General features: G+C 46.5%; 20 protein-coding genes and 1 pseudogene. 16 read left to right on the top strand and 5 right to left on the bottom strand.

What is annotated here, in order from left to right; translation table 11 throughout:
* The first annotated feature begins 63 nt into the window (after positions 1 to 63).
* Positions 64 to 870 (top strand): DsbC family protein, encoded by an 807-nt coding sequence (locus CRG49_RS02335; protein ID WP_095502389.1) that lies wholly within the window; start codon positions 64 to 66, stop codon positions 868 to 870.
* Positions 871 to 946: 76 nt separating this feature from the next.
* On the opposite strand, the gene tsaD is transcribed toward CRG49_RS02335, so the two are convergent.
* Positions 947 to 2,014, bottom strand: a complete 1,068-nt coding sequence (gene tsaD / locus CRG49_RS02330) for a tRNA (adenosine(37)-N6)-threonylcarbamoyltransferase complex transferase subunit TsaD (protein ID WP_095502388.1) — start codon at positions 2,012 to 2,014, stop codon at positions 947 to 949.
* A gap of 277 nt (positions 2,015 to 2,291) precedes the next feature.
* Between tsaD and CRG49_RS02325 the strand changes: the two genes are divergently transcribed.
* Positions 2,292 to 2,663, top strand: coding sequence for a hypothetical protein (locus CRG49_RS02325; protein WP_095502387.1), 372 nt, complete (start codon positions 2,292 to 2,294; stop codon positions 2,661 to 2,663).
* A 75-nt stretch (positions 2,664 to 2,738) separates the two neighbouring features.
* Here the strand turns inward: CRG49_RS02325 and ccsB are convergent, their stop codons facing one another.
* From ccsB to CRG49_RS02310, 3 genes are all read right to left on the bottom strand, one after another.
* Positions 2,739 to 3,926, bottom strand: coding sequence for a c-type cytochrome biogenesis protein CcsB (ccsB, locus tag CRG49_RS02320; RefSeq protein ID WP_095502386.1), 1,188 nt, complete (start codon positions 3,924 to 3,926; stop codon positions 2,739 to 2,741).
* Positions 3,910 to 5,874: a cytochrome c biogenesis protein ResB gene (locus tag CRG49_RS02315; protein WP_229437012.1), complete on the bottom strand. Its 1,965-nt coding sequence runs from the start codon at positions 5,872 to 5,874 to the stop codon at positions 3,910 to 3,912. The genes ccsB and CRG49_RS02315 overlap by 17 nt, the downstream gene beginning before the upstream one ends.
* A 233-nt stretch (positions 5,875 to 6,107) precedes the next feature.
* A complete protein-coding gene (locus CRG49_RS02310; protein WP_095502384.1) occupies positions 6,108 to 6,731 on the bottom strand; it encodes a cytochrome c in 624 nt (207 codons plus the stop codon).
* 138 nt (positions 6,732 to 6,869) lie between these two features.
* On the opposite strand from CRG49_RS02310, the gene yihA reads away from it, so the two are divergent.
* A complete protein-coding gene (gene yihA, locus CRG49_RS02305) occupies positions 6,870 to 7,502 on the top strand; it encodes a ribosome biogenesis GTP-binding protein YihA/YsxC (protein ID WP_095502383.1) in 633 nt (210 codons plus the stop codon).
* 105 nt (positions 7,503 to 7,607) lie between these two features.
* Here yihA and CRG49_RS02300 read toward each other — a convergent pair whose 3' ends face one another.
* The gene (locus CRG49_RS02300) at positions 7,608 to 10,001 is read right to left on the bottom strand and encodes a penicillin-binding protein 1A (RefSeq protein WP_095502382.1); all 2,394 of its coding nucleotides are present in this window, start codon (positions 9,999 to 10,001) and stop codon (positions 7,608 to 7,610) included.
* A 150-nt stretch (positions 10,002 to 10,151) separates the two neighbouring features.
* On the opposite strand from CRG49_RS02300, the gene pilM reads away from it, so the two are divergent.
* From pilM to CRG49_RS02235, 13 genes and pseudogenes are all read left to right on the top strand, one after another.
* A complete protein-coding gene (gene pilM, locus CRG49_RS02295; RefSeq protein ID WP_195714682.1) occupies positions 10,152 to 11,258 on the top strand; it encodes a type IV pilus assembly protein PilM in 1,107 nt (368 codons plus the stop codon).
* Position 11,259: 1 nt separating this feature from the next.
* A complete protein-coding gene (locus tag CRG49_RS02290; protein WP_095502380.1) occupies positions 11,260 to 11,871 on the top strand; it encodes a PilN domain-containing protein in 612 nt (203 codons plus the stop codon).
* Positions 11,872 to 12,546, top strand: a complete 675-nt coding sequence (locus CRG49_RS02285) for a type 4a pilus biogenesis protein PilO (protein ID WP_095502379.1) — start codon at positions 11,872 to 11,874, stop codon at positions 12,544 to 12,546.
* Between the two features lie 21 nt (positions 12,547 to 12,567).
* The gene (locus tag CRG49_RS02280) at positions 12,568 to 13,161 is read left to right on the top strand and encodes a pilus assembly protein PilP (protein ID WP_095502378.1); all 594 of its coding nucleotides are present in this window, start codon (positions 12,568 to 12,570) and stop codon (positions 13,159 to 13,161) included.
* 17 nt (positions 13,162 to 13,178) lie between these two features.
* Positions 13,179 to 15,364, top strand: a pseudogene (pilQ, locus tag CRG49_RS02275) (type IV pilus secretin PilQ).
* Between the two features lie 122 nt (positions 15,365 to 15,486).
* Positions 15,487 to 16,002, top strand: coding sequence for a shikimate kinase (locus tag CRG49_RS02270; RefSeq protein WP_095502376.1), 516 nt, complete (start codon positions 15,487 to 15,489; stop codon positions 16,000 to 16,002).
* A gap of 202 nt (positions 16,003 to 16,204) precedes the next feature.
* Positions 16,205 to 17,284 carry a 3-dehydroquinate synthase gene (aroB, locus tag CRG49_RS02265; RefSeq protein WP_095502375.1) on the top strand — a complete coding sequence of 360 codons (1,080 nt, stop codon included), beginning with the start codon at positions 16,205 to 16,207 and terminating at the stop codon, positions 17,282 to 17,284.
* A gap of 174 nt (positions 17,285 to 17,458) precedes the next feature.
* Complete coding sequence (locus CRG49_RS02260) at positions 17,459 to 18,301, top strand: class II glutamine amidotransferase (protein ID WP_095502374.1); 843 nt, start codon at positions 17,459 to 17,461, stop codon at positions 18,299 to 18,301.
* Between the two features lie 122 nt (positions 18,302 to 18,423).
* Positions 18,424 to 18,888: a transcriptional regulator NrdR gene (nrdR, locus tag CRG49_RS02255; RefSeq protein ID WP_095502373.1), complete on the top strand. Its 465-nt coding sequence runs from the start codon at positions 18,424 to 18,426 to the stop codon at positions 18,886 to 18,888.
* A gap of 46 nt (positions 18,889 to 18,934) precedes the next feature.
* On the top strand, positions 18,935 to 19,534 hold the full coding sequence (locus CRG49_RS02250; RefSeq protein WP_095502372.1) for a cytochrome C: 600 nt from the start codon (positions 18,935 to 18,937) through the stop codon (positions 19,532 to 19,534).
* Between the two features lie 12 nt (positions 19,535 to 19,546).
* On the top strand, positions 19,547 to 20,656 hold the full coding sequence (gene ribD / locus CRG49_RS02245; protein ID WP_095502371.1) for a bifunctional diaminohydroxyphosphoribosylaminopyrimidine deaminase/5-amino-6-(5-phosphoribosylamino)uracil reductase RibD: 1,110 nt from the start codon (positions 19,547 to 19,549) through the stop codon (positions 20,654 to 20,656).
* Between the two features lie 515 nt (positions 20,657 to 21,171).
* Positions 21,172 to 22,479 carry a nucleotide sugar dehydrogenase gene (locus CRG49_RS02240; RefSeq protein ID WP_095502370.1) on the top strand — a complete coding sequence of 436 codons (1,308 nt, stop codon included), beginning with the start codon at positions 21,172 to 21,174 and terminating at the stop codon, positions 22,477 to 22,479.
* Between the two features lie 168 nt (positions 22,480 to 22,647).
* Entirely contained in the window at positions 22,648 to 24,069 is a 1,422-nt protein-coding gene (locus tag CRG49_RS02235) for a lipopolysaccharide biosynthesis protein (RefSeq protein WP_095502369.1), read from the top strand.
* Positions 24,070 to 24,108: the final 39 nt, after the last annotated feature.

Below are 24,108 nucleotides of genomic sequence, written 5' to 3'. Positions count from 1 at the left end.
CTTATCTGCATAGCGCGCCGAGTTTTGCTACAATGCGGTTTTTACATTCTCATTCAGAGCAACATGAAATTGAAATTAATCAACACATTACTGCCATTGGCCATACTGCCTTTGGTTGCCTGCGGCCAAACCACCGTGACCAATAAAGGTGCCGCTTCCGCTCCTGCTGCAGCCGCTTCTGCTGCCGCACCGAAAGCCGCCGATAAAAGCGTAGCCGAATCACTGAAAACCAAGCTGGAAAAAGTGTATGAAGCGCAAGAATTAAAAGTGATAAGCGTGGGCGAAACCCCGATGCAAGGCGTGTATGAAGTGGTTGTGAGCGGCAATCAGATTATCTACACCGACTCAAAAGGCGATTACATGCTGGTCGGCGATTTGATTGATGTCAACTCACGCGAGAGCCTGACCGACGAGCGCGCGGCGGAATTGAACAAGCTTGATTTCGACAGCCTGCCTTTGGACAAAGCGATTAAAGAAGTGCGTGGCAACGGCAAATTAAAAGTAGCCGTGTTCAGCGACCCGGATTGCCCATTCTGTAAACGCTTAGAGCACGAATTTGCCAAAATGACCGACATCACCATTTACAACTTCATGATGCCAATCGCCAGCCTGCACCCTGATGCACAACGCAAAGCGGAAAACATCTGGTGCCAACCAAACGCCACCAAAACATGGACAGAATGGATGCGCGAAGGCAAAACCCCGCCTGCCGCCAAAGCCTGTGACAATCCGGTTGCCGAAACCATGTCTCTGGGCGAGCAACTGGGCTTCACCGGCACACCAACCATCGTGTTCCCGAACGGCCGCACGCAAAGTGGTTACAGCCCGATGCCACAGCTGAAAGAAATTATTGAGAAAAACCAAAAATAAATTGGTTTAGATACATGAAAGGCCGTCTGAAAGAATTTGATTTCAGACGGCCTTTTTGTTCAATCAGGTGAAAGCATCATGCTTTCACAATATCCGACAGCGGCCAGCGCGGTTTCACATTAAAACCGGCAGCCTGTTGTCTGTCCTGCAAACGCATGGCGCCCGCAAAAGCAATCATCGCGCCGTTATCGGTGCAATAAGCCATCGGCGGGAAAAACACGTTTACCGCTTCTTGTTTTGGTTTCGGCTTGCCTTTTTCAGACGGCATGGTCACACTCAAGCGACTGAATTCGTCGCGCAGCTTCCAGTTTGCCCCCACACCACCGGCCACCACCAAGGTGCGGAATCCGGTATCCAGCAAGGCTTTTTTCGATTTGGCAATCAACACATCGACCACGGCATCTTGAAATGCGCGACAAATATCGTTGCGCGTTTGCTCGGGAATCTCATCGCTGCCCGTTTCCGCGCGTACTTTTTCCACCGCAGTCAACACGGCAGTTTTCAAGCCGGAAAAGCTCATTTGCAAATCGTGCGAATGCAGCATCGGGCGCGGAAAGGTAAACGCATCAGGCGTGCCTAATTTGGCCAACTCCGACAATTTTGCCCCGCCCGGATACGGCAAACCCAGCAGCTTGGCGGTTTTATCAAATGCTTCGCCCGCCGCGTCATCCACGCTTTCGCCCAGCAGCGTGTAATCGCCAATACCGCGCACCGCCATAAATTGCGTGTGGCCGCCCGACACCAACAAGGCGACAAACGGAAATTCCGGTTTTTCATCTGCCAGCAATGGCGACAATAAATGCCCTTCCAAATGGTGCACCGGAATCACCGGCTTATTGAGTGCAAAGGCCAAGGCATTCGCATAGCTGGAACCGGCCAACAGTGCCCCACCCAAGCCCGGCCCTTGGGTGAAAGCCACCGCATCAATATCGTCATAGCCGACACCGGCTTCCTGCAACGCGCCTTCGGTAAGCGGCACCACGCGGCGGATATGGTCACGGCTGGCCAATTCAGGCACCACGCCGCCATATTCGGCATGCATGGCCATTTGCGTGTGCAGATGATGCGCCAGCAAGCCGCGTTCGGTGTCATACAAGGCAACACCGGTTTCATCACAAGAAGATTCGATTCCCAATACCAACATAGCTTAAGGCCGTCTGAAAAAATAATGCTGTATTTTAGCCGATTTTAATCTTGCTTGCTGCGCACATTGATGAAGACTATGTTTAAAGCTTAGTTTTTTACTGATTTATGCGCAGCAATTTGCGTAAGTTTCCGCAGATTTTGCAAAGAGTCGTAGGCCAAATGGTAAGAAAATCCGCCAAGGTAAAAGCTGGTTTAGCCGCTTGCCGATTTTTTCAGGCCGGCGCTACAATCCGCTACATCACAAATTTAATACCCTTGAAGAAAAGGAATCTATCATGAATAAAACCAAATCTTTGATGTTGACCGGTATTTTGGCTCTGTTTTCAGCCAGCGCGTTTGCCGCACCAGTGCCGTCTGAAATCTACAAACCTGCCGGCGCGAAAACCATCAAAGCCGACCGTCAAGGCAATGGCGAATTTGAATACGAAGCCGAGCTGTCTTCACGCCATACTTCAATTCCAGCCTTGGCCAAAAAAGTGATTGCCCACGCTAAACGCAAAGGCTTCAAAGTGGTTGAGTCTGAAATCAAACGCGACGATGCCGATTTGAAATTCAAACGCGGCAACCATGAATTAGACGTATCGATTGAAGACAAAGACCATGGCCGTATCGAATACAAAGCCGATTTGGACTTGGATAAAAACTAATTGGATTGAATCCATTTAAAATGATAAAAAGGCCGTCTGAAACAATCCCGTTTCAGACGGCCTTTACGATAAGATTTACAGCGTACCGTAAGAGTGCAAACCGCTCAAGAACATGTTCACGCCGATAAAGGCAAAGGCAGTGACAAACAAGCCGATAATCGCCCACCATGCCAATACACGGCCACGCCAACCGGCTACCAAGCGCAAATGCAACCAAACTGCGTAATTCAACCACACGATAAACGCCCATGTTTCTTTCGGGTCCCAGCTCCAGTAGCGACCCCATGCATCTGCTGCCCACAAAGCGCCGAGAATCGTCGCGATGGTGAAAAACAAGAAACCGACAGCAATCGCTTTATACATCATTTCTTCAATCACTTGCGAAGCAGGCAACCATGATTTCTTGCCCTTCTCTTCGCTGCGCAACGACCACAGTTCCGCCACACCCAACATGGCGGCAATACAGAATGCGCCGTAGCCGATAAAGTTGGCCGGAACGTGAATCTTCATCCACCACGACTGCAAGGCTGGAACCAAAGGCTGAATGGTGTGCGCTTCACGCGAAATGCTGTACCACAACACAAAACACACCACCACCGCCATAAAGGTATAGACGAACCCGCCCAGCTTCTGCACGGCAAAACGGCCTTCGTAATACACATACATCAAACCGGTAATCACCAAGAACAAAATAAACACTTCATACAGGTTGGATACCGGAATATGACCGGCATCCGGACGCAGCAAATAGCTTTCATGCCAGCGAACCAACAAACCGGTAAAGCCGGCCACCGCAGAAATCCAGCCGAATACTGTGCCCATGCCGAGCAAGGTATTGGTTTCCTGATGTTGGCGGTTGGCAATAATTGCGCCGGCAATGTAGGCAAACAGCGCAAAAAACACAAACGCGCATTGCCACATAATCGCCGATTGGCTGCTTAGGAAATATTTCAGCAAGAAGCTGTCTGCATTCTTGATGTCGCCCGCGTACAAATTCACTGCTGCATAAACCAAGGCCAAACACAGCACGATATACCAACGCATCGGTTTGAAAAACCAGCCCAAGAACACGGCAATACCGGCGCTTGCCCATAAAATCACCATCTCATAAATATCCATGTGATGGCCGACGTGGGTTTGCGCAAAATAGGCAATGGCGGCAATGACTAAAGCAAAGCCCCAATCCAAGGCATTCAGGCTGCGCATGAATGATTTGTGTGTTAAGAGCTCGTGTTCAGGCACGGCTTTATTTTGTGTGGTCATGGTTTAAATCCTTCGCCAGCTGTTGCAAACGCTGGGTGTGTTGCGGAAATTCTTTTTGTAAATCGCGCTCGTTACGGCTTGATGACATGGCAAAGCGGATGCGGCCGTCTGAAAACAGCAGCCATGCGCGTTTTTCACGAATGTAGAACATGAAAATCGTGCCCAGCACCAGCAAAACCGAGCCTAAATACACCAATGATGCGCCCGGCGAACGCGTCATCTGCAAGCCTGATGAGCGCACTTCGGTATAGCCGTCAAGTTGCAGCAACATCGGCGCCGGATATTCGGTCAAACCGGTGTAGGCATCCATGCTGTGCAGCACAAAACGATTACGCGCTTCATCTTGCGGCCAAGCGGGTAAATTATATTTTTTCAGGGTTTCATCAACGGCAGCATTCATCACGCCAAACAGCATTTGATAGAAATAGCCCTGCATTTTTTCCTGCTGCTCTTTTGGAATGTTTTTCGTAACAAACTCATCCAAGGCCAAATAGCCACCTTGTGCAAAAATACTCAAGGTATTGGTCGCTGCCTGCTTAAACTGCTCACTGATTTCAGACGGCGCACCAAGCGTGGCCTGCTGCACCACTTTGTTGCGCTCAGCTTCATCTTTCAGCAACTCGCGCAAAGCCATAAAGGTATCAACTTTGCCGCTTTTATCCATCGGGATACGCAGCCAGCGGTATTGTTGCGCCAAGCCTGCACGCGTGCCGGTGATGAAGAAATAATCCTCTTCCTGCTTAATCGGCAGCATGTAGTTTTTGTATTCAACAGCCTGTCCTGCGCTGTCACGCAAGCGGTAGATAATTGATGGGCCGATGTTGGTGAATTTTTTGTTTTCCTGCGATACGGCGCGCACATCGTTAATCGTGCCCTGCAAACCGGCATCCGCTTTTTCAGACGGCTTACTCATGTCTTCAACGTTCATGGCCGTAAACTGATCAAATTCCAAACGGTATGAGGTATCGCCGATATTAAACGGAAAATCGCGCATCGACGTGGCTTTCAGCTCAATCGATTGGCGACTTGGATCGCTCAAGCTCCACGCTTTAAATTTCAAATCCGAGCCGCCATCAGCAAAGCTGGCTTGGTAAATGGTGATGCCGTGTAAGGTCAGCGGATGGTTAACGCGGATGGTTTGCTCGATTTTTTCGCCGGTAGCTTTGTCAGTCACTTCCAAATCGCTGGCAAAGTCTTTCGGCATGCCGGTATCGTAGAAATCGATGTGGAATTTTTTCAGCTTCACTTCAAACGGCAAATCCTGCACCAGCATGCCGCTATCCGCACTCACAAACACCACATCGGCGCTCTGCCCTTCGTTGATGTTGACGTTGCCGCGGAAGGACGGATTAGCGGTACTCAACACGCTTTCCGGCTTAAAATCTTTGGCGTACATGGCGTTGTTGTCCGGCACAATACGGCCGGTGAGCATACCGACTTTGAGCAACAAATTACTGTCAATCAAGCCACCGATACAAATCACAATCAGCGCAACGTGGGCAAAAATATAGCCCCATTTGTTCATCGCGCCTTTTTTAGCTGCCACCAACACCGAGCCGTCATCACGCTGCACGGTTTTGGCCGAAAAGCCCTGCACTTCCAAATAGCGCTGCGCCACGTCAGGTGAAATATTTTGCGGCAACTCTGTAGAATGGCGCATGGCTGCCAGTGATTTCTCTTTGGCATTTTCACGAAAGGATTTAATCTCACGCAAAAACGGCGGCACATTGCGAATCAGACACAAGCTGGTTGAAATCACCAAAAACAGCATGATGATGACAAACCAAAGCGAGGCATACACATCGTACAAGCCCAAGAAGCCGAAAATCTGCGACCAAAACGGACCAAATTTCACCACATAGTTCACTTGCGGCTGATTTTGCTGCAACACCGTTCCGATAATCGAAGCCACACCCAATAAGCTCAACAGGGCAACGGCAAAGCGCATGGAGCTTAAAAAAGCAAACCATGGCCGACGGATAAACGGAACGGGTTTTGAAGTAGTGCTCATAAAATGTAGATTCTATACAACAACTTTAAAAATACAGTATAATCACCTGATTCAATTAATCAGAAAATATTGATAATTATTTTAAATGATTTGTTACCGTATGTGCTTGAGGCCGTCTGAAATCAAATTCTTTCAGACGGCCTTATTATGCAATCGCGTAATCGTGCAAATTAATGCAGACCTTGAATGAAGTTACCTACTGCTTCCAATTCTTCAGCCGACATGCGTTTGGCAATATCCTGCATCATCGCGTTTTCACGCTGACCAGATTGGTAAGCCTGCATTTGTGCCACGATATAGGCTTTGTGCTGACCACCAATGCGCGGATAGGCGATAATATCGGCACCACCGCCCGGCATACCTGCACCGCTCGGGCCGTGGCATGACATACAAGCCGGTACTTTCTTATCCGCAATACCGCCACGGAAAATTTTCGCACCCAATTCCGCATTTTCTTTTGGATTGGTTTCACCCGGTTTGGCTTGTTGCTTAGCATAGAAAGCAGACACATCGCGGATGTCTTGCTCAGACAAACCCATCACCAAAGGTTTCATCGCCGCAGCAGAACCGTGGATACGTTTGCCTTCTTTAATATCCATCGTTTGTTGGAAAATATAAGCCTCGTGTTGGGCAGATACTTTCGGATACATGGCAATACCACTGTTACCGTCGGCAGCGTGACACGCCGCACAAACGTTGTTTGCAATTTCTTTGCCTTTTGCCACATCGGCTTTTGGCGCAGCCGTTACCGCACCAGCTGCCAAGGCTAAAGCCAATAAAGTGAATCGTTTCATGGAGTGCTCCTGATTACAGCATTGCGTAGCGAAACAATGCCTTTTTTATACTCAAATACCGGATATATTTTTACCGGATTAAAACCGATGATTCTATAAACATGGTATTCTATACTAAATTTACATTAAATTACTACTATGAATCTCTTCCAAAACGCAAAATTCTTCACCACCGTTAATCATTTGAAAGATTTACCCGACACACCGGCCGAAATCGCCTTTGTCGGACGCAGTAATGCGGGCAAATCCAGCGCGATTAACACACTTACCAATCATGTGCGCTTGGCTTATGTTTCCAAAACCCCCGGCCGCACGCAACACATCAATTTCTTTGAGCTGACCAACGGCAACTTCATGGTCGACCTACCCGGCTACGGCTATGCACAAGTACCAGAAGCCATCCGTGCGCACTGGGTGAAACTCTTAGGGGACTATTTACAGACCCGCCATCAGCTCATTGGTTTAGTACTGATTATGGATGCCCGCCATCCGTTAAAAGCCTTGGATATTCAGATGTTGGACTTTTTCCATATTACCGGCCGACCGGTGCATATTCTGTTGTCAAAAGCCGACAAACTTTCCAAAAACGACCAAATTAAAACGCTGGGTGTGGTAAAAAAATCGCTCAAACCTTACATGGAGCGCCAACGCATCAGCATTCAACTCTTTTCCAGCTTAAAAAAACAAGGCATTGAGGAAGTAAATCAAGTTGTTGGCGAATGGTTTGCCCATCATCATGCAGAAATAGCCGGAATGCAATCAAACGATTAAAATATTGTAACCAAGTGTAGCCCATGCGGTATTGATAAACCGCAAATCACAGGCAAATAATAAAAACAAGGCCGTCTGAAACGTTTCAGACGGCCTTTCACATCATCAAAACAACGAATCCAACTGTTTGTTGCCGCCATCATGACTACTGGTAGGTGGCAAAGGCTTTTCTACCGGCTCGGACGGTGTTGCTTCATTCGTTTGTCTCCGCGTTTCGGCAGCACTAGGACTAGCACGTCGTGGCGCAGCATTATTACGCGGTACGCTGCCTCTATTATCCAGCGACAAATCACTGCTGGTTACCTGACGCTCCCGCATGTAATATTCACCGTTTTTAGTGACCATTCCTTCCGGGGATTTCATGCCTGTTGCTTTCGTACCTTTCAGTGCAAAGCGCATGTACTCAACCCATACCGGCACAGCAATTGTACCGCCATAGCCTGCACGTCCCATGCTCTTCGGTTTGTCGAAACCGATATATACCGCCGTAACCACACTCGGATTGAAACCGATAAACCATGCATCTTTATTGTCGTTAGTCGTGCCGGTTTTGCCAGCAATATCCGAACGACCTAAAGCATTTGCACTGCGCGCCGTACCGGAACGCACCACATCCTGCATGATTTTATACATGATATACGCATTACGCGGATCAATTGCCTGCGGCGCATTTTCTCCAGCCACCAACGGCTGCATCTGCGCACGCAAGCGGCCTTGGCTGTCGTAAATCTTATCAATCACATGCGCCGATACGCGGTAACCGCCATTGGCAAATACAGCATAACCTTCTGCCATGCGCAACGGTGTGGTTTCACCCGTACCCAAAGCCATCGACAAAATCGGTGGAATTTCAGACGGCTTAAAGCCAAAACGCTGGATATACTGTTGCGCATAGTTCACACCAATCGACATCAAAATACGGATAGACACCATATTTTTTGAAGCAGTCAACGCTTGGCGCAAAGTAATATATCCTGAATAGCGACCGTCTGAGTTTTTAGGTGTCCAAGTCGTGCCATTAGGGCCTTTACCCGGCAAGGAAATCGGTGCATCGTTAATCTGAGTCGAAGCAGTCATGCCTTTGGCCAACGCAGCCGAATACACGAATGGTTTAAACGCTGAGCCCGGTTGACGCATGGCCTGAGTTGCTCGGTTAAACGTTTTACTGTGGTAATCATAACCACCCACCAACGCGCGTACTGCACCGGTTTTAGCATCCAACGACACCAGCGCACCTTGCAACAATGGCTCCTGAACCACTCGCCAGCTGTCACCACTACCTTTCACACGGATAATCGAACCACGACGAATGCGGTCGTCACCCATTTTCTTATTTTCTACTGCACGTGCAGCAAAACCTAATGCACCGCTATTTAATGTTGCTTTACGGCCGCTCGGCAATTGAATCTGAATGCTTTTCTTAGTCGTATCCAATACAACCGCCGGCACCATACCATCTACGGTATAGAGGGTTGAAAGATGTTGGCTAACCGCATCTTCCACATCATCGACTTTGGATAAATCAATAAAATTTTCTGCCCCACGATAGCTGCTACCGCGATCGAAGTTACGCAAAGTACGACGCAGCGCAGCAGTTGCCGCTTTCTGATGGTCAGTGCTGACCGTGGTATATACCTTAAAGCCTTGGGTGTAGGCGTCTTCACCATATTTCTCGTATAACTCTTGACGCACCATCTCGGCCACATAAAGCGCACTTTGATCGATTTTCTGAACAAAGTGCTCATAATGCAGCTCTTCTTTCAATGCTTTATCGCGTTGCTGCGTGGTAATCATGCCCTCTTCAAGCATATTGTTCAAAATATACGCCTGTCGGATTTTGGCACGCTCCGGATTCACAATCGGATTGTACGCCGAAGGTGCTTTAGGCAAACCAGCCAGCATAGTCGCCTCGGCCAAAGACAAATCTTTCACACTTTTGTTGAAATAGATTTGCGCTGCCGAAGTAAAACCATAGGAACGTTGACCCAAATAGATTTGGTTGAAATACAATTCCAAAATCTGATCTTTACTCAATGATTGTTCAATTTTATAGGCGAGCAATGCTTCATTGAATTTACGGGTAAAGGTACGCTCGCTGCTCAAATAGAAGTTTTTGGCAACTTGCTGAGTAATGGTACTGGCACCGGATTGAACGCCGCCTGCTACTAAGTTACCGACAACTGCACGCGCGACACCGATAACATCCACCCCCCAGTGTTCATAAAAGCGCTTATCTTCCGCCGCAACCACGGCATCTTTAAGAACCTTAGGAAAATCTTCAATTTTTGTAAACTCACGACGCTCTTCTCCATATAAACCAATCACTTCGCCGTCTGAAGAATAAACCGTAAGCGGCATTTTCGGTTGGTAGTGTTGTAAAGTATCCAGCGAAGGGAGTTTCGGATAAGTGACTAAAATTGCTATTGCAATCAATCCAATACCAAAAAGCACCAATCCAAGGAGCAACCCAATACAAGTAGTTATAATCTTTTTAATCATGACCAATTAATATTTTGCCATCAGAGGCATTAAATAAAGTAAAATAGCTAACGGTTTCTATAAAAAACAGTTACCAGTGTGCAAAGAAAAGAATCCCTCACGGATATCGAAACTGTTACTCACTTCGTAATGATACAGGGAAGTCATATTATGCGCTTATCAAAAAGCACTAAAAATACAACTACAAAAACCAATAAAACACCAAGCGGGTTGAGCAACCGTGCAGCTATCGGCATAGACATCAGCCAACATGCCATCAAGATGGTTCAGCTGTCAGGACGTAGTTTAAACCAAATTCAGTTGGAAAAATACGTTATCACCAAACTGCCTAAGAATATTGTTAAAGGTAACAAAATTCAAGACTACGAACAACTTGTTACTTATTTGCAACATAGCTACACCCAGTTACGCACCTCTTGCAAAAATTTCGTTGCCGCCATTCCGCAAAGCACTGCAACCGTAGAACAAATTATCTACAACCCGAAACACACTGATTTAGATTTGGAAGATTTTGCTGAATCCGAAGTGTCCCAAATCGGTCCGGTTGAAGAGATGAACTACGATTACCAAGTAACCGGTACTTCCGTTTCCCCTGCCGGTCAGCACATGCTGCTGGTAGCCTCTCGCAAAGACGACATCGAACCACGCATTGAGATGTTTGAAAATGCGGGCATGGATTTGTCTGCCATGGATTTGGATTTATTGGCACAGCGCAATGCTTATGCCTATTGGATCAACCACCATGCGCCTGAATTGACCAATGAAAAAATCGCCGTATTCGGCATCTATGCCACACAAATGTATGCGCTGATTATGCAAAACGGTCAAATCCTCTACAAACAAGAAACACCGGTCAGCGCCGAACAATTAAATCAATTAATCCAGCGCACTTATCAGGTTACCGAAGAAAAAGCGGCGCAAATGATGGTAGCGGCAACCCAGCCTTCAGATTACCAAACCCAAATTGCCGACCGTTTCAACGTGCAGGTTGCGCAAGAAGTGCAACGTGTCTTGCAGTTTTACTACACCACGCAAAACACGGAGACTTTCTCTAACGTCAAACACATTTTGCTCACAGGCGCACCTTCTCAGCAAAACGGTTTGGCGGAAAGCATTTTCTCGCAAACCAATACGCCGACCCAATGCGTTCATCCAGTAACCTACACTGAACGAAGCAGCAAAGTAGATTTACCACAATTACAAATAGATGCGCCATCATTAACCATGGCTTTCGGATTAGCTTTAAGGGGATTGTAATATGATTGAACTTATTAAAATCAACCTGCTTCCTTATCGGGAAGAGATTAGACAACGTAAAAAGCAACAGTTCAAAATATTAATGCTGACTGCCTTGCTGATTGGCTTGGGCTTATCGGCATTGACCTATCTGAGTATTAATAGCGCCATCGATAGCCAACAAGGTCGCAATGCATTCCTTGAGTCGGAAATCAAAAAACTGGATGACGATTTGGGCGAAATCAAAAAGCTGCAAGCAGAAAAAGAAAATTTCTTAGCTAAGAAAATCAAGGTTGAAGAATTGCAAGAAAACCGCTCGCAAGCGGCATATATTATTGATACGCTGAATGTTTTGACGCCTGACAATACCTACCTGACTGCTTTGGAAGCTGAAAATCCGACCACCTACAAAGTAACCGGCCGCGCTATCAGCGACAACAAAATCGCCGTATTTATGCGCGCATTGCCAAGCACAGGTGTATTCTCCCAGCCCGAACTGTTAAGCATTAAAAAAGTAGAAAACTATCAAGAATTTACTCTGCGTGTCTTACTGACTCAAAACAGCGCTCCTGTGGCCAACCTTACCGCTTCGGAAGCTACGCTTCAGACGACACCTGTACAGGAGGCAAACTAAATGGCCGCAAAGAAATTAAAAGACATTGATGTTCAAAACCTTTACTTGCTCAGCACACCTGCCAAGCTGTTTTTGGCGGCATTGGTGATTTTAGCCATTTTGGTGATTGGCTACTTTGCTTTATTCAAAGGTCAATTAGAAACATTGGCACAACATGAAGAAACCGAAGTTAAGCTCAAGGAGACTTACACCAAAAAAAGTATTGAGGCTGCTAGCCTGAATAATCTGCAAGCTGAATTAACATCGATTCGCTCAGCATTCAATGTATTGCTCAAACAATTGCCGACTGATGCCGAGATTCCAACGCTGATTCAAGAATTGCATCAGGCCGGCTCAACCAACGGTTTGCGCTTAGACAGCGTGTTGCCACAACCATCAGTACCTGATGGCCCTATTGAAAAGCTGCCTTATGAAATTGCGATTACCGGCAAATACAACCAAATCAGCCAGTTTACCCGTGATGTCGGCGAGCTTTCACGCATTATTACTTTGGAATCCTTGAAAATCACACAATCAACGGAAGACAAAAACAGCAAAGATGGTAAAGGTGACTTACTCACTCTGAGCGCAACAGCGACCACCTATAAAGCACGCCCTGCCGAAGAAGTTGCCGCCGAACAACAAGCAGCCGAAGAAGCCAAACAAAACGGCGATTCCGGTAAGCCACAGGAATAGAAAAAGTAACATAGGGAAATCATGAAAAATACTATCTTACTCCTAGGCGTTTTCAGCCTTGCGGCATGCACCCCGACTTATGATGATTTAAGTCAATGGATGACGCAAACCCGCGCTGATGCCAAGAAACACATTATTCCGTTTGAAGAACCGACTGTGACGCCGCCTAAAGCGTATATTCCGCCAAGCTACTCCGGTCCGAACGCATTCGATTCTCGACGCTTGCAAAATTTGACTGTACGAACCGGCAGCAATGCACCTAACCTGCGCCGCACCAAAGAGACTTTGGAGGCCTTCAGCTTAGAAAATCTTCGCTATGTGGGCAGCTTGCGCAGCGGCAACCGTATTTCCGGCTTCATCCAAGCTGAAAATCACGTTTACACCGTTGTACCGGGTAATTACATTGGACAAAATTACGGTAAAATCCAACGGATTACTGAAGATAAAATCATCATTACCGAAATGGTTGAAGACAGCTACGGCAACTGGATTTACCGCACAGCCGAATTACCTTTAAGCAGCCAATCGGACAGCAGCAACCTGCCACAAACCGCTACACCTACAGCACAACAATCTGCACCTGTCGGCGAAAATGCTGCGCTTGTTACAAATTAATTAAGGGGTCTCACTTTATGAAAATCAACCGCATGACAAAACTCTTTGCTGCTCTGAGTATGGCAATGGCTGTTCAGACGGCCTTTGCCGGCAATATTACCGATATCAACGTATCGACTTTGCCTGATAATCAAAAAATTATCAAAATCCGTTTTGATCGCGACATTACCAGCCCCACCGGCTTTGTGACTTCTACACCTGCACGCATCGCCTTGGATTTTGCCAATACCAATATTCAATTATCGCAACCGGTATTGGAATATTCAGACCCTTTATTAACCCAAATTACCGCGGCTCAGAATAACGATCGCGCCCGCATTTTGTTAGGCTTGAACAAAACTGGTCAATACAACACCGAAATCCGTGGTGACGAAGTATGGGTTTATGTCAGCGAAGCCTCTGATCAAAATGTAGCTGCACCAGCAGCCTCTTATTCGGCTCCCGCACCTGCCCCTACTCCTGCCGCAGCACGTGCTACTCAAGCCAGCCAAGTCGCCACCAGTGCCAATGTTGATTTCCGCAAAGGTTCGCGTAACTCTGGTGTTGTAGAATTATCCGCCCCTACCTTCTCCGGCAGCCCTGATGTGAAGCAAGAGCGTGACCGTGTGGTAATTACCTTAAAAATCACCCCCTGCCCACTCAAGCGCAACGCAATTTAGATGTAGGCGATTTCAATACACCGGTGCAAAACGTAACGTTAAAACGCATTGGTAATGCAACACAATTGATTATCCGCACCAAAGGCAACTGGGACATCAGCACCCAATCTGCTGCTGGTCGTCATACTTTTGAAATTGTGCCAAAAGCTGCTACGACTGAAAGCCGTGGCTTACGCAATAATGCCAACAAATCTTTCAACGGCCGCAAAATCTCTTTAGATTTCCAAGATGTAGAAGTTCGCACTATTTTGCAGATTTTGTCTAAAGAATCAGGCATGAATATCGTGGCCAGCGATACGGTTAACGGCAAAATGACTTTGTCGTTAAAAGACGTGCCTTGGGATCAAGCATTGGATTTGGTGATGCAGGCGCGTAATTTAGACATGCGTCGCCAAGGTAATATCATCAATATCGCTCCGCGCGATGAATTGTTGGCTAAAGATAAAGCATTCTTGCAAGCGGAAAAAGAGATTGCCGAATTAGGCCCATTGTTGTCACAAACCTTCCAATTGAAATACAAAAACGTTGAAGAATTCCGCAAAATTCTGCGTATTGAAGAAAACGGCAGCACAAATAATAGCAACAATAACCGTAACACCTTATTGAGCAACCGCGGCAGCGCCTTGATTGACCCTGCCACCAATACCTTGATTATTACGGATAATCACAGCGTGATTGAGAAATTCCGCAAGCTGATTAACGAGCTGGATGTACCGACACGCCAAGTTATGGTTGAAGCACGAATTGTAGAAGCAGATGAAGGCTTCTCACGCGATTTGGGTGTGAAATTTGGCTATACCGGCGTGAAAGGCCGTAATACTTGGGGCTCAAGCTGGTCAAATGCTGTGAAGAATACGGGGACTGCTTACAATAACAATGTCGCTGCTGCCAATGCGATTTTAAGCGGCTCTACCACTATTCCAACCTTAACCGCTTTGGAAATGAGCCCAAATATCAGCCTACCAACCACCAATGCAGCAACTACTTCAATTGCCCTGGTTCGCTCATTTGCTTCCGGCGCATTGGGCTTGGAATTGGCCGCTGCTGAAGGTCAAAACAAGAGCAAAACTATTTCCAATCCGCGCGTACTGACACAAGACCGCAAAGAAGCGACCATCGAATCGGGTACAGAAATTCCTTACCAAGAAGCGACTTCGAGCGGCGCTACTTCGGTATCGTTCAAAAAAGCGGTATTGGGCTTGACGGTAACGCCGAATATTACGCCTGATGGCCAAATCATCATGACGGTGAAAATCAATAAAGATACACCGCAAAACTGTACTGTAGATTCATTGAGCACCATGTGTATCAGCACCAAGAGTCTGAACACACAAGCCATGGTGGAAGATGGAGGTACCTTGATTGTGGGCGGTATTTACGAGGAAGAAAATTCCAATACGGTCAACAAAGTACCTTTATTGGGTGACATTCCGGTAGTGGGCAATTTGTTCAAATCTCGCAGCCGCAATGAAGCGCGCCGTGAATTGCTGGTTTTCATCACGCCGCGCATCATGGATAGCGTAGGCAACAACTTGCGCTACTAATCCTGCCAAACGGGCATACATATTCTCAAATGTATGCCCGTTTTAATATTTCCTTGCGTAAAAAATGAGAAACATTCAGGATAAAACATTTTCCTGCCAATTTCGTATAGAATGCCGCTATTATGGAAAAAATCAACGGCAACTTAATTTTTATCGGGCTGATGGGCGCCGGCAAAACCACTTTGGGCAAACACATCGCTCAAATGCTCGACCGCCCTTTTTACGACAGCGACCATGAAATCTGCGTGGCTTCGGGCGTCTCCATTCCGACTATTTTTGAAATGGAAGGCGAACAAGGTTTTCGTGACCGTGAAAGCAATATGCTCCAAAAGCTGTGCGCCTTAGAAAATATCGTTTTATCTACCGGCGGCGGCGCACCCTTGCGTGAAGAAAACCGCAAATGCTTAAGAGAACACGGCACTGTTATTTATCTGCACACCCGCCCGGAAATTCTGTTGGAACGTACCCGCTACGATACCAACCGCCCCTTGTTACAAGTTGAAGACCCGTTGGCCAAGCTGCAAGAACTATATGATATTCGCGACAGTATCTACCGCGAAACCGCCCATCTGGTCATTGAATCAGAAAATTATCAAAAAACCGTCAACCGCCTGCTCAACGCCCTACAAGCCGGTTAACACAGATGGCAATTCTAGTCGTTTTAAAATAGAAATTCAGACAAAGCAACAACGACCGCTGTGTACAGCTCAATACATAAGCGCGAATAACGCTGTATCATTTTTATTTTAAACATATATTTCGGCAAAGGCCGTCTGAAAACAGGTTTCCTCATGCTTTCAGACGGCCTTTTTCGCCAACCGACACACCGTAGGAATTATCATGCATACCCTAAGCGTTCAAACCCCTTCACATCAATATCCGATTTTCATCGGCCAAAACCTACTAGCGCAAGCCGATGAATTGTTGCAGCCTTATTTGACCAAAAAAGCCGCCATCATCACCAATGAAACCATTGCTCCGCTGTATTTGAAAAGCTTTCAGACGGCCTTAGACAAACTTGGCATCGCCCATTTCAGCATTATTCTTCCCGATGGCGAAGAACATAAAAACTGGCAAACCTTAAACCTGATTTTCGATGGTTTGATGCAAAACCGTGCGGAACGCAAAACCACCTTAATCGCATTGGGTGGCGGCGTGATTGGCGATATGGTCGGTTTCGCTGCAGCCACTTACCAACGCGGTGCACCGTTTATCCAAGTGCCGACTACCTTGTTAAGCCAAGTGGATTCTTCCGTCGGCGGCAAAACGGCCATCAATCATCCCTTGGGTAAAAACATGATTGGCGCGTTTTACCAGCCACAAGCCGTACTCGCCGATTTGAGCACACTGCAAACCTTATCGCAGCGCGAATTGTCTGCCGGCATGGCCGAAGTGGTGAAATACGGTGCGCTGGGCGATGCCGATTTCTTCGCTTGGTTAGAGCAAAATATGCCCGATTTAATGGCGCAACATCCAGAAAAACTGGCACAAGCAGTTTATCATTGCTGCAAAATGAAAGCCGACATCGTGGCACAAGACGAAACCGAACAAGGCATCCGTGCATGGCTCAATCTAGGCCACACTTTCGGCCATGCGATTGAAGCCGAAATGGGCTACGGCGTTTGGTTACACGGTGAAGCCGTCGCCGCCGGCACCGTCTTAGCCGCCCGCTTATCAGAACAGCTGGGCAAAACCACCACTGCCGATACCCAGCGCATCGCTGCTTTACTGGAAGCTGCCAAGCTGCCTGCCGCTCCGCCGCAGTTTGCCTTTGAAAAATGGATTGAGCACATGAGCCACGACAAAAAAGTCAGCAGCGGCGTGATGCGTTTTATCGGTTTAAACCGGCTAGGCGAAGCCAATATTACCGAAATCACCGATATGGCCATTCTTGAGCGCACATTACAGCCTTATTTGTAAGCGAGATTGAATGATGAAAAAGGCCGTCTGAAAGATTGAACTGTTCAACCCTTTCAGACGGCCTCAAGCCATATTCCGATTCACGCTAACCATAGCACCACAAAGCTATTGAAATCCCTGGTCTGATATACCATAATCTAATGTCTCGCTCTCACATTCATAAAGGCTTTGCCCATGTGCCAACTGCTCGGCATGAACTGCAACACCCCTACCGACATCACGTTTTCGTTTGAAGGTTTCAGACGGCGTGGCGGCCTCACCGACCACCACGCAGATGGTTTTGGCATCGGCTTTTTCGAAGGCAAAGGCATCCGCCTGTTTCATGACGACAAACCGAGTGCCAATTCCCCTGTGGCTGATTTGGTGCGCGATTATCCCATCAAATCAGAAAACGTCATCGCGCACATCCGCAAAGCGTCCCAAGGCCAAACTTCGCTCGTCAATACGCATCCGTTTGTGCGTGAAATGTGGGGCGAATATTGGCTGTTTGCCCACAACGGCCATCTGATTGATTTTGCACCAGAACAAGGCGATTTTTACCGCGCTGTCGGCTGCACCGATTCAGAACGTGCCTTTTGCTATATTCTCAACCGCTTACGTCAGCAATTTAGCGAAAAACCTGATGAAGCCACTTTGTTTGCCGCCATCAGCGAGTTAACCCACGAGATTCGCACCTATGGCTTGTTTAATTTTGTGATGTCTAACGGCGATTACCTGTTTGCCCATGCCAGCACTTTGTTGCACTACATCGTGCGCAAAGCACCGTTTGGTCAAGCCCGTTTATTAGATGATGATGTGATGGTCGATTTTGCCGAAGTGACCACGCCCAACGATAAAGTTGCCGTTATCGCTACGCTACCGTTGACCCGCGACGAAACTTGGCACCAATTGGCGGTGAATGAATTGGTGATGTTCCACCAAGGCGATATTGTCCACTCCGACAAACCGCATACCGCTATTTACATGAGCGTTGAAGAAGGTTTGGCGCTGGCGCGTGCTGTCGGCGTGTCTTGCTAAAATTGTTTGATTGACAAAGGCCGTCTGAAACGTTTCAGACGGCCTCTGCTATTCTTTTCCGCTATACGGATATGCGGCTATCAGTTACAATATCTATTTACAAACAAACGATTTAGCTGCATATGAAATGTCCGTTTTGCCAACACGCCAACACACAGGTTACCGACTCGCGCCTGCTGGAAGAAACCAACAGCATCCGCCGCCGTCGCCGCTGCGTGTCTTGCGGACAACGCTTCAGCACCTTTGAAACGGTTGAAATGCGTATGCCACAAGTGTTGAAAACCAATGGCAGCCGCGTCAACTTCAACCCGCACAAGCTTCACACCAGCCTTTCCCGCGCCCTGCACAAACGCCCTGTTACTCCAGAAAAAATCGACGAAACCGTTGCCCTAATTGAGCAGCGCCTGTATCAACTGGGCAAAAAAGAAGTGCCATCACAACTGGTCGGAGAAATGGCGATGGAAGAATTGGCCAAAATCGACCAAGTGGCCTATGTTCGCTTCGCTTCGGTTTATAAAAGTTTTAATGATGTTTCGGAATTTACCCAAGCAATTGCTACCTTGCCACAATCCCAGCAAGCTGAATAAGGCCATCTGAAACCATTTGACCATGAGAAGACAATGAGTCATCAACATGAATACAAAATTTTTACTGTCTATCCTTGTTTTACTATTGCTGAGTGCGTGCAATAAAGTCAGCGAAACGCCTGCCCCAGCCGCTGCTTCCGAACCAATCGCTTCGGCGGCCTCAGCAGCTTCCGCCGCGTCTGCGCCGATAGTAAAAGAAAACACCGTGCAAGAGCTGAACAGCAAAGACAGTAAAATTCGCATCATGATTGAAAATACTCAATTTACCGATGTGATTGACGATCAGAATTTACATCCCGAAGGCATTTCGGCTGATGAGCTGACCTTGCTACAACGCGACAATGCTTCCGGCATCACGCTCTATACCGCCAACTTGGGCAAAGCCAAAACCGATGCCAAAGCTTATTTCACCCATTTAAAAGAAACCCTTCAATCTGCTAAGGGCATGGATAATATGCGCGTGGGCATTGCGACTGACAACCGCATGAACTACCGTTTCAGCCAACCCACTGAAGACGGCAACACGCTCTCTGAAAACTGCATTGCCATTCACGAAACCAACATTTATACCGTATGCGCCAGTTCGACTACCGCTTCTACCGAGCAACTGGCTTTCGTCTTAAAAGACGTCAATTTAATCAAATAAAGGCCGTCTGAAATGTTCAGCAACACCGATATCCAGATGATGCAAAACGCCCTTGCCCTTGCCCGGCTGGGGCGTTTTTCCACTTCCCCCAATCCCCGCGTCGGCTGCGTCATTGCACACGGCGGGCAGATTGTCGGCCAAGGCTACCATGTCAAAGCAGGCGAACCGCATGCCGAAGTACATGCCTTACGGCAGGCCGGTGCCATGGCACAAGGAGCAACCGCCTATGTAACGCTTGAGCCCTGCAGCCATTACGGCCGCACGCCCCCTTGCGCCAAAGCCTTAATCGAAAGCGGTGTGACACGTGTGGTCGCTGCCATGACCGACCCCAATCCTTTGGTGGCCGGAAAAGGTTTGGCCATGCTGACCGCGGCAGGCATTCAAACCGAAAGCGGCTTGCTGGAACGTGAAGCACGCGAATTAAACCGCGGTTTTTTGTCGCGCATCGAGCGCAACCGACCTTATGTACGGCTCAAATGCGCCGCCAGTCTTGATGGTAAAACCGCGCTCTCAGACGGCCAAAGCCAATGGATTACCAGCGAGGCTGCAAGAAACGACGTGCAGCAAGTGCGTGCTGAAAGCTGCGCTATACTCACCGGCATCGGCACGGTACTGGCAGACAATCCGCGCTTAAATGTGCGTGCATTCCCTACCCTGCGCCAACCCGTCCGCGTGGTGTTAGACAGCCAATTGCGCACACCTTTAGACAGCCATCTGGTTTCAGACGGCCAAAGCCCTACCCTGATTATCACTTTGATTGAGGATGAAACACGTTGGCAGCCTTATTTGGCCTACCCACATATCGATATTGTCAGGCCGTCTGAAAGCATTGGCGAGCGCCTCGATTTAAAGCAGGTTTTGAACATCTTGGCCGAAAAAGGCATTGGCGAATTGATGATTGAAGCCGGCACCACACTCAATACCAGTTTTTTACAAGCTGACTTAGTGGATGAAATCGTGTTGTACCAATCGCCTAAAATCTTAGGCAATCCGAGTAAAATGCTGTTTAATTTTGATGAGCAGCCTGATATTTTGCAGCAGAAGCCACACTGGCAAAGCCAGTCGGTTGAAATATTGGATGGTGATATTAAATGGACACTAGTTCGCTCTGACACGATTTAGTGCAAACCATAACAAGCATACTTTTAATGAGTGTGCTTTTATTTTGCTTCTACTTATCGTTAATCAAAATAAAATTGAAACAATTTATTTTTAAAGTAAATAGATTAATAAATATATTTGTTAAATAATGTAAATATATTCGTATTTATCTTACGTAAATAGACGATAGCACTTCTCATTTTTATATTATTCCTTTTTCATTTTTAAATTAAATCTTTATTTTTTCATATACTTATTTCTTATTTCTATATTTTCTTCATCACTATGCTATTAGTATTTTTTAACCGTAATAAAACTACCGTATAACCGTATTTTCTCACGGTAAAACTTTTTTGTTTGAGACGACTCTTACAAACGCTTATGATTGCCTTCATTACTCACCTAAAGACAAAAAAGCTGTCTGTCATTCGGCTTTACAGTCAGCCGTGATGATGCCGCAATCACACAGACATGATTGAACAGCCTGTTCAAATGCCATGCAAGATGAGTTTCCTATCAATCACATGAGAAAAGTCATGAAAAATATTACTATTCAAAAGTTTGCCGACAAAACCGCCAAAATCGGTATTGTCGGTTTGGGTTATGTTGGTCTGCCACTGATGCTGCGTTATGTTGATATCGGTTACCAAGTATTGGGCTTCGATATTGATGAAACCAAAGTCAACAAATTGAACAAAGGCGAAAGCTACATCGAGCACATCCCTTCTGAAAAAATTGCAGCCGCCAGCCAATCTTTGTTTGAAGCGACTACAGATTTCTCACGCATTGGTGAAGTAGAAGCCGTGATCTTGTGTGTACCGACACCATTGAACAAATACCGTGAACCGGACATGAGTTACGTAATCGACACCACCAACGCGGTTAAACCTTACTTACGCGAAGGCCAAGTATTGTCTTTGGAATCAACCACCTACCCTGGCACCACCGAAGAGGAACTGTTGCCACGCGTGGAAGAAGGCGGCCTGAAAGTCGGCGAAAACGTATTCTTGGTTTACTCTCCAGAACGTGAAGACCCGGGTAACCCTAACTTCGAAACCCGCACGATTCCTAAAGTAATCGGCGGCCATACTCCAGCTTGTTTGGAAGTTGGTAAAGCCTTGTATGAGCCAGCTATTGATAAAGTTGTGCCTGTAAGCTCAACCAAAGCTGCTGAATTGACTAAACTTTTGGAAAACATCCACCGTGCCGTTAACATCGGTTTGGTAAACGAAATGAAAATTGTCGCCGATAAAATGGACATCGACATTCATGAAGTTATTGCAGCTGCGGCGACCAAACCTTTTGGTTTCGTTGCCTACTATCCTGGCCCAGGTTTGGGTGGTCACTGTATCCCAATTGACCCATTCTACCTGACTTGGAAAGCACGCGAATACGGTGTAAACACCCGCTTTATCGAGCTGGCCGGCGAAGTAAACTCATATATGCCTGACTATGTTATCGAAAAAGTAAGCTTGGGCTTGAACGAGCACAACCGCTCAATCAAAGACAGCAAAATCCTGATTTTGGGTATTGCCTATAAGAAAAACGTGGACGACATGCGCGAAAGCCCATCAGTAGAAGTGATGGACCGCTTGGCCAAGCTGGGCGCCAATGTTGCTTACTCTGACCCACACGTACCTGAGTTCCCACATATTCCAGGCCATCACTACTTCGATTTGAAGAGCGAGACTTTAACCCCTGAGAATATTGCTCAATTCGATTGCGTGGTATTGACAACTGATCACGATAAATTTGATTACGCCATGATTACCGAGCATGCCAAATTAATCGTAGATACTCGCGGTAAATTCTCAGTTAAGAACCCTAAAGTAATCAAAGCATAATTGCAACAAGCTGACTGGCTACTCAAGCCAGTCGGTTTTCTTGGCGCATTTGATCTTTCAGATACGCCAAGAAAACCTTTCTAAACAATATCAATAAATGGTCGATTGATCTCAACATTGCCCAAACGCCCACTTGTAACCACCCTATAGGCCGTCTGAAACAAATATATGAATGCACGTAAAATTTTAGGTTATGCACTCGGCCCTATCGGCAGCGCGGCTTTTGGCTTGATTTCCTTGCCGCTGATTTCTTGGTATTTCCCAGCAGAAGACATTGGCCGTATTGTATTCCTGCAAACGGTATCCAGTCTCATTATTTTGGTATTGGGATTAGGCTTGGATCACGCCTATATTCGCAATTATTACGAAGTTGAAAACAAAGCCAGCTTATTTAAATCGTTGGCGACTTTGCCATTTTTATTGGTCACGCTTGCTTCCATTGCCATTGCCTTATGGAACCCGACTTGGCCTTCTGACTTAGTATTTGATTTAAGCGATGGTGTATTAGGTGGTCTATTTTTGCTCTTTCTGACTACTGCTTTATTTTCTCGCTTCTTATCTTTGATCTTGAGAATGCAGGAAAAAGCTTTTGCCTTTTCCGTCAGCCAACTGATACCGAAATTTTTTATTCTTGCTTTTGTTTTGATACTGGTTGCATTCGGTTTACCTAAAAACACATTAAGCTTGATCTTTTCTTATACCGCAGCACAAATCGTGACCGTAATGATATTGGCTTATCAAACGAAAGGTGAACTGAAATCAGCGATTACATCTTCTTTCTCAAAAGATTTGTCCAACCAAGCTTTGCAATATGGCTTACCTTTAGCATTCGGCAACTTAGCCTATTGGGGATTCACATCTGTAGACCGTTTTGTACTGAAAGAAATGGCCAGCTTAGAGCAACTGGGTATTTATTCGATGGCGGTAAATTTTGGTGCCATCGCGCTCATTTTCCAAAGCATTTTTTCCACAATTTGGGCACCCATGGTATTTAAATGGGTCAAAGAAAATGAGAATCTAGATAAAATCAGTCAAGTAGCGGTATCAATGACGGCTTTAATCAGCGCCATCATCTGCATGGTGGGGATTTTCTCACCTATTGTGACATGGATTTTGCCGCCAAAATATGAGCCTGTTCAATTTATTTTACTTTCAAGTTTATTGTTTCCACTCTTCTACACATTAACTGAAGTCAGCGGAATCGGCTTGAACGTCGTTAAAAAAACATGGCTGATTACCGTGATTAATTTTGTGTGCTTGGGGGTAAATTTATCGCTCTTGAAATTCCTTGTGCCTTCACTTGGCGCAAGAGGTGCGGCCATTGCAAGTGCCACTTCATTCTGTATATTCTTTATGATTAAAACAGAGCTCTCATCAAAACTATGGCAAAAATTGCCACGTATGAAATTGTATTCCAATGCTATTTTGTGTTTGCTAATGTGTATTAGCTATACTTATTTTGGTACCAAAAGCAATTATTTTATTTTCTCATTATTGTGGTTAGGCGGTTTAATTCTATTGACAATTTATCATAAAAAACAAATTCTTGAATCTGTTAGCATAGTTAAAGCACGCCTGAGAAAACATTAAATAATATTAGGGAAAATATCCAGATAATGGCAAATCTTG

The organism is Neisseria sp. N95_16 (assembly GCF_002551535.2).
Taxonomy (GTDB): domain Bacteria; phylum Pseudomonadota; class Gammaproteobacteria; order Burkholderiales; family Neisseriaceae; genus Neisseria; species Neisseria brasiliensis.
This window is presented reverse-complemented; position numbering and strand designations above follow the sequence as displayed.